The following is a 12674-nucleotide window of genomic DNA, read 5'->3' on the forward strand; positions in this document are numbered from 1 at the left end:
ATTATGCGCTGATACTGTTGAAAAGGCAAATTCAGGACATCCGGGACTGCCTTTGAGGCTTCAATTCTAATTGATAAATTGTTTAAAAGATCTGGTCTTAAGTTGATAATATTATTGGGAAAATAAAGAAATTAGTCTTTTAATCGGTGATTAACTGTAATAAATAATATAACGAAAAGATGACCAGCTTATTTAACTAGTCATTTTTTTGTTATATAAAATAAATATCGAAATTTATTACCTGGGAAATTGTATTTATTTTCAAAAAGTTGTTATTAGTTCAATAACTCAAAGGATAAAACACCTTTTATTAGTTGATTTTTAATATATGTAAAAATATGATTTTAAAATAGTAGAGGAGTTGGAATAAAAATAACATGATATAAAGGTGATTATTTTGGTTTTGGAGGTTTTTTTAGTGAAAATAAAATTGTTTTTTTTATAATACATTTTTTAAGCAAACTTTTTGACATTATCACATAGTCATTGTATAATCATGGCGTTCATAAATATGGCAAACTCTTTGAAAAAAGAAGTACGCAAAGCTATAGGGCCTTCATCAATTATGATATGGCAGCCAGTTGCATTCATTCGTGTATGTGTACGCTATTTTTATGTGTGCATTTTTTTTGTGCGCATAAAATAGAAACAGCACAGTAAAAATAAATAACGTAACATTGATTTGCAATGCGAGTTAAGCCCATTAAATGGACAAAAATAACAAATAGGAAAGGAGAATTACAATGAAGAAAATACTTGCTTTTTTTCTTGTCGTAGTTGTTTTGCTGGGGTCAACACAGTTAACTATTTATGCTGATAATGAAAGTCAGGGGCAAGAAATAACTACATCAGTTACAAATGGTGAATCAACAAAAAATGAAAACGATTCTTCAATGATAACTAATGAAAAAACAGTTAATAATGAATCAACGTCGCCAGAAAAAACAGCTGATGTTAAGAATTCTTCAATAACGGGTAAAGTAAAACTGATTATTAATACGCAGTATTTTAAAAAGAATATTAGTACTTTGTCAGCACAATTAGCTAATATTGAACAAACTTACACTGGAGAATTAGATTCGACTAAAGAAAATAGTCAAATCTTTGAATTTAAGAATATTGTTAATGGAACATATACTTTAACAATTCAAGGTGATGGTTATGAAACTGTTAGTAAAGAGGTTGTTGTTAATAACAATGAAACTACTGTAAAGTATGTCAATACAAACTCAGTTGCTGATAATATTGAAGGCAATGGATTTGGTACATTTGCATATGGTGATTTTAATAAGGATGGTAAAATTGATAGCAAAGATAAAAAAATATTATCTACTGCCATTTTTAATAATGATAGTTCTAATTCTTTATTAGATATTGATGATAATAATAAAATTGATTTATTAGATTTACACACTTTTACATATGCTTATAGTGATAATGGAACTACTCAAGTTACAAGATTGGAACCAGTTATTGAAACTCAGCCATTGTTAGTAAACAATGTCTCTGTAAATAATGATGAGTTACAAGGAACTTTAGAGGGAAAAATAGAAAATATTTTTAGTGAGACAGCTCAAGAAGAAACGCTTAAGTTAAAGCCGGAAAAAGATGAAGAAATTTCACAAAGTAATCCGATTCAAATGAGTCTTGAAGTTAAAAAGCCAGTAGCAGTTACACAGTTGACGATTCAAGGCACTAAAGAAAATGCAATAACAGAAGGTAGTGTAATTGTTGTCGCTGAGAATGGAGAAGAGATAGAAGCAGTTATTAGTACAGCTAAATCACGTGCTCGCATGGCTTCACGACAAGCAATCGTTCAAGCTGATGGATCAATTGTAATTGATTTAGGAACTCAAATTGCAGTAAAAAAAGTTACGATTAAAGTAACAGGAACATCTTCTAAATCATTAGCAGAAATTTCTAAAGTAGAGTTTTTAAATGGGATGGAAGATCATATTCCTGCTCCAAAATTAGATATTCCGACAGGAATTACAGTTGATGAGTTAGATGAAGAACTCTATATTAAGTGGGATGCATTAAATAACGTTACAGGTTATAAAGTAAAAATAACCTATAATGGTAAGACTGAGGAGCATGCCTCTAATGTCAATTCATTTAATTTAAAATCATTTAACGATAAAGATCTATTAAATGGTAAAACATATAAAATTAGTGTTAAAGCGATTAATGATGCTGATAAAAATTCACTTTGGGAATCAGATTATTCAGCTGCAGTTGAGGCTACACCACAAGCTTCAAAAGTTCCTGATGCACCTGATAATGTAAAAGCAGTTGGTGCTTATCGCTCGATTAATGTATCTTGGAAAGATATGAAGAGTACAGATTCTTACAATGTTTTTTATCGTGAAAAGGGGAATGGCGAGTATATTGAGGCTGTAAGTAAATACGAAGGAACCTCATATACAATCACTTCTTTAAAGGATAATACTAAATATGAAGTATATGTTACTGGTAATAATAAAAAAGGTACAGGGCCAGCTTCTTTAGTAAGTGAAGCAACGACGGTTAATATTTTACCTGCTCAATTACCACAATATAAATTGCTTAATACTTCAAATGGTGAAGGGAAATTATCAAATCATATCAATAATGTTTACTACGGAAATAATGGAGTTACAGAAATCGTAAATAGCCCGTTAGATGAAGTGAGTACGACAACTAATAGCGCTTTAGCTTTAGTAGATGATAACTATAATTCTTATCTACAAATCAATGACTGGGATTTTGGAGTTAGTTATCACCGTAATTGGCGTTTGACGTTTGAATTTGATGATACCTATGAAATGAACTATATTTCATTTGCTGGACCAGTTAATGATAGTAGTATTAATAATATTGGAATTTCATATTATGATGAAAGTGGTAAAGAAGTAGACGCTTCGATCGATGCTTTCAGAAGAAAAACAGATGATAACGGAAGAATTTATTTTATCGCTCATCTTGCGAAACCAATAAAAACTAATAAAGTTAGATTTGGAGTACAAAGTTCAAATCGAACAATGCGTATTTCAGAGTTTAATTTTTATTACTATGATTCATTAGAAGAAGATGTCAATGCTTTATTTACAGATTCATTCCATTTAACTGTAAGAGATGATGTTACTTCTACAACGCTTGATGATTTACAAACTAGATTGAATACACCTGACGAGGTATCCCAAGAATTACATCCATTTAAAGATTTAATTCAGTTAGAGCTTAATCAAGCAAGACAAGTTGTTGAGGGAACTGCACTACAAAATATTCAAGAGATTCATAATGGAATTGCAGCAAGTAAACAAGGAAACCTTGGATTTGGAGGATTAAACTCTTGGCAACCGTTAGGATATGTTACATATCCTGGTGATACATTTATCGTTTATGTAGGTCAAGAAGGAAAACGTAATGGACAAGCTGTGAATTTACAACTTGTATATTCGCAATATCATGCTGAATCAGCTTCGTTTGTTAGTAGTCCAATTAGCTTAAAAGTTGGTAAAAATGAAATCAGTATGAAAGAATTACAGTCTATCGGAGTTGAAAAAGGTGGATCTGTGTATGTTCAATATACTGGTAATTCTAATGAAAAGATTGCTGTTAGAGTATCAGGCGGTGAAAAGATTGCTACATTAGATTTATATCAAGTTAGTGATGAAAATGAACGATTAGAAAAAGTAAAAACTTATCTTCAAAGTTTACAAACACAAATTAATAAAATGGCTTCAAAACACGAAGAACTTCATCGTGATGACAATAGTGTTAACTATGATTATGACGAGAAAAATTGTATTTTAGGAGCTACTGAGATTATGCTTGATCATATGCTGTACTCAGTATCAGGTAAACAAATCATGGCTGGTTTAAAAGGTACAACATTAGATGAAAAGGCAAATCAATTATTAAATTCATTAAATGCAATGGATCAAATGATGGAATTATTCTATCAAAATAAGGGGCTTAATGAAAATGCAGCTGCTATTAATGATCGCTATCCTGCTCAGCATTTAAATATCCGTTATCAAAGAATGTTTGCTGGTGCTTTTATGTACGCTGGTGGAAATCATATCGGAATTGAATGGGGTTCAGTATCTGGTTTATCAAATGGAATTCCATTTGAAGCAGCAGAAAATGGAAAATATTTATCGGGTTCTTTATTTGGTTGGGGAATTGCCCATGAAATTGGACATAACATTAATCAAGGAAGTTATGCAATTGCAGAAATAACTAATAACTATTTCTCATTATTATCACAAAATCGTGATTCTAATGATACAACAAGATTTAAATATCCAGATGTTTATGAAAAAGTAACTTCAAATACGGTTGGAATGTCAAGTAATGTCTTTACACAATTGGCAATGTATTGGCAATTACATTTAGCTTATGATCAAAATTATCATTATAAATTATATGATTCACACGAGGAACAATTAAATTCATTGTTCTTTGCTCGAGTAGATTATTATGCTCGTAATCCTGGGAAGGTGAATATTCCTGAAGGTGGTACTGCATTAAAATTAAACAGTGATGCTCAACAAAACTTTGTACGTTTAGCTTCAGCAGCAGCTAACAAAGATTTAACAGATTTCTTTACAGCATGGGGAATTATTCCAAATGAAGAAACTAAAGCATTTATTAGCCAATTTGAAGCAGAAACAGATAAAATACAATATTTAGATGACGATTCAATGGCTTATCGTTTAGATGGTAAAGCTAGAATGTCTGTAGACACTGAAATTAATGCATCATTATCAAATGACAAAAATAGTAATCAAGTAACATTAACTATTTCTAACACAAATAAAGTCGATGGAGCAATGTTAGGTTATGAAATTTTAAGAAACGGTCAAGCAGTTGGATTTGTAAATGCAGAAACTGGTGAAACAACATTTACAGATACTGTTTCAACTGTTAATAATCGTGTTTTTACTTATTCAATCATTGGATATGATAAATTATTAAATCGAACTGCAGAGTTGACTTTAAAACCAATCAAAATTTCTCATGATGGAAGTCTTGATAAAGATCAATGGCTGATTGAAACTAATCTTATTTCAGATAATGATGAAGCAGTTGGTGATGAAGATTCAACACCATGTTTACCAGAACAAAAAGCAGTAAACGATTTAATTGATAACAATTATCAAAATGTTTATAAAGGGAGTACAGATACAAAACAAGGTGAATTTATTGTTTCACTAAATACTTTGGCTGACATAACCGGGGTTAAATTAACTAACCCGTCATTTAATCAAGTACAGATCTATGTAAGTGATGATAAGGACAACTGGACTTTAGTAAAAGAAGACTCATTAAAAACAGGTGAAGAAAATAAATTATATTTTAGCCAGATTGTTAATGATGAATTAGAAAATAATAAATCATTGGTTTCATATTCAAGTAGTTATATTAAGATTGTTGCTGTTGATGAAAATGATATTAGTTTATCGGAAATTGATGTCTTAGGACCAACAGGTGATAATATTGATATGTCGCAAGAAAATAGTATTGGTATATTAAGCGGTGATTATAAACTAGATGCAAATAATACAATTCCAAAGGGATCATTGATCTTTACAGGAACATATGCTGGAAATCCAGCTTATAATGTTGTGGAATTAAGATATAATAAAGATGAAATTTTAAGTGGCTATCAAGCTATTTTTGCAGAAGATCCTGGAGATGGGGATCTAGCTGATGTTAGTGAAGGAACTTGGATTTATTATTTAATTCCTGAAACTGATGAAACTGGAAAAATCATAGAAAATAGCTTTGGATATCAAGATGATGAAGGAAATTTTGTTAAAGTTGAACTTCCTGGCTCAATTAAACCAGAGTTGTATCGCGTTAACGATGCTCAAACAAATGCTGGTCAACGTTTAGTAAGTGATTCTTTTGAAGTGAAAATTCCAACTGAATTACCTTCAATCACAATCGGAAATCAAAAGAGAGGTGGTAAATAATGAAAAAAATATTTCAATTTTTTATAGCTGTAGTAATGTGTTTATCTTTATCAACTAATATTTATGCTATTAATGATAATGAACACGAAATTACAACAGATAAGCCACATATTATTTTGACACCTAATCAAGCTGGCGATGAGTTGACAGTAAAACTACATTTAAGTCAAGAAATGTTTGAACGTCAAATTGCAACGATGCATTTATCTATTAATACGTCAAAATCAATTCAAGAATATCAAAATGCATTTATGTTGGATGAAGGATTAAAGAAGCTAGCTTCAATATATGATTATAATCTTTCCGAAAATAAAATCGATTTGTTATTATCGAATAAAACTAAGTTATTTGAACAGCAAGAGATTACTTTAGGAACAATTAGAATTGATAGTAATAAAGATTTTGAAATAGAATTTACACCAGCAAAAATTACATATGTATATGTAAATGATAAAGCTGAAAATAGTATAGAATTCGATTGTCCAGCAGTAATATTATCAAGTGTGTCTGGTGGTGACTCAGGAGATAATGGACAAGATCCTGCTGATAAAATAACTGTAGAAACTGTGGTTGAGCACTTAGGTGGGAGTAAATTAGAGCTTGCTGAAGAATCGCAAAAAGTAGTTCAAACAAGCGTGATGAGTTATTTAAATAAACACTATGCAGAAATTTTAGGAAATTTACCTGAGGGAACTGTTATTAAAGCTCAACTTTCATTGAAAAATCTAACAGAAAGTGACATAACGATAGATCAGAAAGATAAGATTGAAAAAGTTTTAGAGGATGGAGCGAAAATATTAGCTTATTACGATATTTCTATTACGGCTACAGCTTATTCAAAAGATGACGTGATCATCCCAGAAATAAATGGTGTAGAAATTAGTGAAATGGCGTCTCCAATCAAATTATCTATGACAATTCCTAGTGAATTTATTAAGAAAAACCGTCAATTTGGAATAGTTAGACTGCACGATAATGAAGCTAATGGCTTAAAATCTAGCTTAGCAAATGAAAATATTATTACTTTTGAGACTGATCGTTTTTCAATCTATACATTAGTCGCTAAGGACTATACACAAGCAGAAGTAAATAAAGATCCAGATGTATTAAATAATTCTATTGTTAAAACTGGTGATGACACTTCATCAATGTTACCAATGATTTTTATGGCAGCTTCATTGTTAGTGATTATTGGAATTTTAGAAATGAAAAGAAGAGAAGTAAATAAACAAAAGTAGTTATAACGAAAAAGAGAAATTATGCTAAATAGGCATTTCTATTTCTCTTTTTTATTTTAATTAGTATTTTTAAATTTCCGACCAATCGGAATAGCTATTTTATTTTTTAAAACTATTTCATTACTTTTTTCGAATAACAATGTGGTTTTGATTAACAATATAGCTCTTGTGAACTTGAATAAATTGATTAACAGCTAATTCATCGAGTAATTGACTAAGTTTTTTCGAAATTTATATTGACCAAGCTGAGTGTGGATAATTAAATAGTAACTAATGATTCAATCCAAATTATTTGATTGATTTTTATTTGAATATAAGAATACCCAATTTTAAAAGTTAAAATTTGTTCAATATTTTTATGCAGGTTTAATAACAAAGAAATAGCGTGATTAAGCTCTGTTTCTAAATCATTTTTTTCCAATAAAGCATAAAGGATGGTAACTTAATGAAAGGAACACTAATTCTTGATTATCAATGATAAATATAATTGAGTGTCTATCCATTTTGGGTGGAGAAAAATTTTTTTCAGGTCATGAATAGATGTAATTTCTTTAAAAATGATTACTTGTTTTTTCAATATATTCAGCAAAACGCATGTCTTTATTAGCTAAAGCTTCTTTTAAGTGATAGGAATCCTGGATTTTAACGCCTTGAGCCTCAATAAATTTGATTGCATAGTATATAAATATCACTGTATGATAGGGCAATCTTTGCAATATTAACTAGCGGTATTTGAATGTCAAATGTTGGTTCCCAGTTAAAAATAATGCGGTAAAATTGTTGGTAATTAAACCATAAATTTTGATTACTGCAATATTTAAAATATTTTTTATCAATGACAATAATTTGTCGATTTCCGTAACCGGCAGTGACAATGATTATTGCAATCATCATAAAAATAATGGCCGGTGAATACAATTCTGGATTTTGTAGATAAAAAATTAAGCTTTTTGAATGTGTTTGAAAAAATGGCATAGAGTAGATCCAGACCCAAAATACTAATAATAAATTCAACTAAAATTCGTTTGTGACTTACTAAACAGCCAATTGTTTTAATAATAATCCCTCCTTACACTTATCATTTTATTACGTTTAATAATTTTATTAATAACTTTGACCTCAATTACTTAAGTATAACCTAAACAGTGGATAAAAAGATAGTTAAAAAAGGGGCTGAAAAGTATTAGGCATATTTATAAATTTTATAGTCATTGTATTTTATTTTAAATAATGGCATAATACTAACAAAGAAGGGATGATCATGATGTTACAACAAGAACGGCATAATCAGATTATTGCTAAACTAGATTTAGAAGGGCAAGTAAGAGTTAGAGATTTAAGTAAGGATTTTAATGTAACCGAAGATTGTATTCGTAAAGATTTAACAATACTAGAAAAAAATGGAAAATTAAAGAGAATTCATGGTGGAGCAACACAGATACGAACTAATCTTCATCGTGTTAATGTCGGTGAGCGAATTGGTTTAAATTCACCTGAAAAGAAGCTTATTGCTCAAAAAGCAGTTGAAATAATTGAGCCAGGAACAATGGTTTTTTTAGGAATTTCAACAATTAATATTGAGTTGGCAAAACTTATCTATCAGCGTGATATGAACGTAACGGTTGTAACTAATATGATTGAATTGATCAATATTTTTAGAGGTGAATGTCGAGCAAGATTGATTTTTATTGGTGGAGAATTTAATAATCCTAAAGACGGATTCTTAGGTGCAATTACTATAGACCAAATAAAGAGTTATAAATTTGACTTGTCATTTTTAGGTGTGGTTGGAATTGACTTACATTCAGGAAATATTACAACTTATGATATCGATGATGGATTAACTAAAAAGCAAGTGATTAATTCTAGTAAAAAGAGTTATATGTTGGCTGAAACGGCAAAATTAAAATTAGACGGGAATTATGTTTTTTCTCATATAGATGATTTTACGGGAATTATTTGTGAAAAGGCGGTAACGCTTCAACAACGGGAACTTATTAATAAATATGGATTAGATATTTTATGATAAAGTGGTTTAAAGCCACTTTTTTATTATTTTTTATTGAAAATATATTGAAAAATATTGTATATGTATTATAATTCAATTACAAACAATAAAAAACGATAAAAAATGAGATGAGGAGAATTAGCTATGGATAATTTAGAACAAACTCCAAGAATTACTTTATTAAAGGAAAAAATGTTAAATGAACCACGTTATGTTTCAATTGAACAGGCACGAATTATAACGAGGATTTATCAAGAAAATGAAAGCTTATCAATTCCTAAAAAAAGAGCGTTATCTTTGAAAGCAGCATTAGAAGAATTAGAAATTGGCGTAGAAAAAGAAGAGTTGATTGTTGGGAATCGCACTAAAGGTGTTAGGTACGGAGTAGTATTTCCAGAAAGTGGATGTTCTTGGGTTAACAAAGAGTTTGAGACTTTACCAACAAGACCACAAGATAAATTCCGAATAAAAAAGGAAGATGTAAAAGAATTTAAGGAGATAATTTATCCATATTGGCAAGACCGTTCATTGGAAGATGTCATAAAAGAGAATTATGGTGAGGAAATTAATGCAATTGCTAAAGTTGTTAAAATTAATCAAAAAGATCATGCTCAAGGACACATTTGTCCAGATACGAAGACTTGGCTAGAGCTTGGACCAAAAGGATTGATGACAAAAGCTTATGAAAAGTTAAAAAATTGTGATGAAAATCAAAAGGAATTTTATGAATGTACAATTATTGTTTTAGAAGGTGTCTGCCATTTTATGATGCGTTATCATGATTATATTTTGACAATGTTGGAAAGTCTGGAAGATGATAATAAGAAATCTTTACAAAGGGTTGCAGACATTTGTGCAAATCTTGCTAGTCGACCTGCTCAGTCATTTCATGAGGCTGTACAATCACTTTGGTTTTTATTTGTTGTTCTACACATGGAGTCTAATGCATCATCATTTTCTCCTGGAAGAATGGATCAATATCTTTATCCTTATTATCAAAAAGATATTGAAAAAGGAATTATATCAAAGCAAGAGGCATTAGAAATATTAGAGTGTTTGTGGTTAAAGTTTAATCAAATTGTGTATTTGAGGAATCAGCACAGTGCAAAATATTTTGCTGGTTTTCCAATCGGATTTAATATAGCGATTGGTGGAATTGATGAAAATGGATGCAATATTTATAATGAGTTATCACTACTGTTATTAAAAGCACAATACCATCTAGGATTACCACAACCTAATTTATCAGTAAGATTAAATAAAAATTCTTCACATGAACTAATACAGGAAGCAATCAAAGTAGTTGCTAAAGGTAGTGGGATGCCACAGTTCTTTAATGATGAGGCAATTGTAAATAGTATGATTAAAGATTTAGGTATTGAAGAAAAAGATGCAAGAAATTATGCAATTGTTGGATGTGTTGAATTAACGACACATGGAAACAATTTGGGCTGGTCTGATGCTGCAATGTTCAATTTAAATAAAGCGCTGGAATTAACTATGAATCATGGAAAATGTCTTTTAACTAATGAACCAATAGGTTTGGATCTTGGAAGTATTGAAACCTATGAGAGTTTTGAGGATTTGGAAAATGCTTTTCAAAAACAAATTGATTATTTTATAGAAAAAATGATGAAAGCTGAGATTGTTGTAGAAAAAGCTCATCAAGATTGCTTGCCGACAGCTTTTTTATCAACGGTCATTGATTCTTGTTTGGAAAAGGGAGTAGATGTAACACGTGGTGGGGCAAAATACAATCTTTCAGGGATTCAGATGATACAAATTGCAAATTTAGCTGATTCACTTGCAGCAATCAAGGTACTCGTATATGATGAAAAGATGATTACCAGACATGAATTATTAGAAGCATTACAAGCAGATTTTAAAGGATATGAAATTATCCAAACGATGCTTTTAAATAAAGTACCGAAGTATGGCAATGATGTAAAATGGGTCGATGAATTAGGGGCTAAATGGGCTGGTTATTTTAGGGAAAGAATGAAAGATTATACAAATTATCGCGGTGGTCTATATCATACCGGAATGTATACAGTAAGTGCTCATGTTCCAATGGGTGAAAATGTAGGTGCATCACCTGATGGTAGAAATGCTTTGACACCATTAGCTGATGGTGGAATGTCACCAGTTTATGGAAGAGATATGGCAGGACCAACTGCAGTTTTAAAATCGGTATCACGTATGAAGGATTCGTATACAACAAATGGGGGCTTGTTAAATATGAAATTTTTACCAGAGTTTTTTAAAACTGAAACAGGAATGATGAAATTTGAAAACTTTTTAAGAGCCTTTGTAGATTTAAAAATTCCACATATTCAATTCAATGTAGTACGACGTGAAGATTTGTTGGATGCGAAGCTCCATCCGGAACAACATAGGTCATTAACGATTCGGGTTGCAGGATATACAGCTTATTTTGTAGAACTGGCTGGTAAGCTGCAAGATGAGATTATTGAAAGGACGGCTTATGAAGATATCTAAAGCTTTAGTATTTGATATCAAAAGATTTGCTGTTCATGACGGATATGGATTAAGAACAACAGTTTTTTTTAAAGGCTGTCCATTAAGGTGCAAATGGTGTCAAAATCCAGAAGGATTATCATCTCAAAGAAGACTAATATATTTTGAAAATAGTTGTATTCATTGTCAAAGATGTGTGGAGTTTTCTAAAAAAAATCAAATTAAATATGAAAATAATCGTCCGTATTTCAATTTGCAATATGAAGGAACTTTTGATAATTTGGTAAAAGCTTGTCCAGGTAATGCTATTCGTTATGATAGTGAAGCGTATGATATAAAACAATTAATGGAAAAAATCAAGGAAGATAGGGTGTTTTTTAGAGATGATGGTGGTGTGACATTCTCTGGAGGGGAACCGCTTATGCAAGGAGAATTCTTGTATGAGATTTTAAAAGCTTGTCAAGAAGAGAAAATTCATACTGCGATTGAAACAACTATGTATGGATCATTAGAATTAATCAAAAAAATACTCCCATATCTTGATTTAATATATATTGATTTAAAAGTTTTTGATGAAAAGAGACACATGGAATTAACTAACGTTTCATCAAAAATGATAAAACAGCATATTGAATATATTTTAGAAAGTGAATATAGAAACAAAGTTATAATCAGAACACCGTTGATACCGACAATGACGGCGACTGATCATAATATAAAAAGTATTGCAAATTTTCTTGTTAATATTTATCCAGAAGTTAAATACGAATTGTTGAATTACAATCCATTAGCTTTTGCAAAATATGAATTAGTTGATCTGGAATATGAAGTTGATAAACAATTGAAGATGTTTGATAAAGAACAGATGGAACATTTTCATCAGTTAGTTTATCAAACAGGTTTAAAAAATTTAATCATAGAATAAGGAGAAGATAAAAATGGAATTTATTATTGATACTGTGAATTTAGAGGAAATTAAAGATGCTA

The 12674-nt window shown here is 30.3% G+C and carries 7 protein-coding genes and 1 riboswitch; of the genes, 5 read left to right on the forward strand and 2 right to left on the reverse strand.

The features are described from left to right. Nucleotides 1-503 precede the first annotated feature (503 nt). Nucleotides 504-589, forward strand: a riboswitch (cyclic di-GMP riboswitch). Between the two features lie 154 nt (nt 590-743). Next, on the forward strand, nt 744-5963 hold the full coding sequence (locus KSU54_RS17440) for a M60 family metallopeptidase (protein WP_117792778.1): 5220 nt from the start codon (nt 744-746) through the stop codon (nt 5961-5963). Beyond that, the gene (locus KSU54_RS17445; protein WP_008792022.1) at nt 5963-7201 is read left to right on the forward strand and encodes a hypothetical protein; all 1239 of its coding nucleotides are present in this window, start codon (nt 5963-5965) and stop codon (nt 7199-7201) included. The genes KSU54_RS17440 and KSU54_RS17445 overlap by 1 nt, the downstream gene beginning before the upstream one ends. Nucleotides 7202-7321: 120 nt before the next feature. On the opposite strand, the gene KSU54_RS19560 is transcribed toward KSU54_RS17445, so the two are convergent. Together KSU54_RS19560 and KSU54_RS17455 are read right to left on the reverse strand one after the other, a co-directional pair. Beyond that, nucleotides 7322-7432: a LytTR family transcriptional regulator DNA-binding domain-containing protein gene (locus KSU54_RS19560; RefSeq protein ID WP_117792788.1), complete on the reverse strand. Its 111-nt coding sequence runs from the start codon at nt 7430-7432 to the stop codon at nt 7322-7324. A 426-nt stretch (nt 7433-7858) separates the two neighbouring features. Then, nucleotides 7859-8176: a hypothetical protein gene (locus KSU54_RS17455; protein ID WP_117792780.1), complete on the reverse strand. Its 318-nt coding sequence runs from the start codon at nt 8174-8176 to the stop codon at nt 7859-7861. Between the two features lie 289 nt (nt 8177-8465). Here KSU54_RS17455 and KSU54_RS17460 point away from each other — a divergent pair, with 289 nt between their 5' ends. The 3 genes from KSU54_RS17460 to KSU54_RS17470 all read left to right on the forward strand — a co-directional run bounded on the left by KSU54_RS17460 (nt 8466) and on the right by KSU54_RS17470 (nt 12612). Next, nucleotides 8466-9227, forward strand: coding sequence for a DeoR/GlpR family DNA-binding transcription regulator (locus tag KSU54_RS17460; RefSeq protein ID WP_008792019.1), 762 nt, complete (start codon nt 8466-8468; stop codon nt 9225-9227). A 126-nt stretch (nt 9228-9353) separates the two neighbouring features. Next, on the forward strand, nt 9354-11708 hold the full coding sequence (locus KSU54_RS17465; RefSeq protein WP_117792782.1) for a glycyl radical protein: 2355 nt from the start codon (nt 9354-9356) through the stop codon (nt 11706-11708). Then, nucleotides 11695-12612: a glycyl-radical enzyme activating protein gene (locus KSU54_RS17470; protein ID WP_117792784.1), complete on the forward strand. Its 918-nt coding sequence runs from the start codon at nt 11695-11697 to the stop codon at nt 12610-12612. Before KSU54_RS17465 ends, KSU54_RS17470 begins: the two co-directional genes overlap by 14 nt. The last annotated feature ends 62 nt before the right edge of the window (nt 12613-12674 follow it).

The sequence above is a fragment of the Erysipelatoclostridium sp. MSK.23.31 genome (assembly GCF_019125875.1).
In the GTDB taxonomy this organism is placed as follows: domain Bacteria; phylum Bacillota_I; class Bacilli_A; order Erysipelotrichales; family Coprobacillaceae; genus Thomasclavelia; species Thomasclavelia ramosa.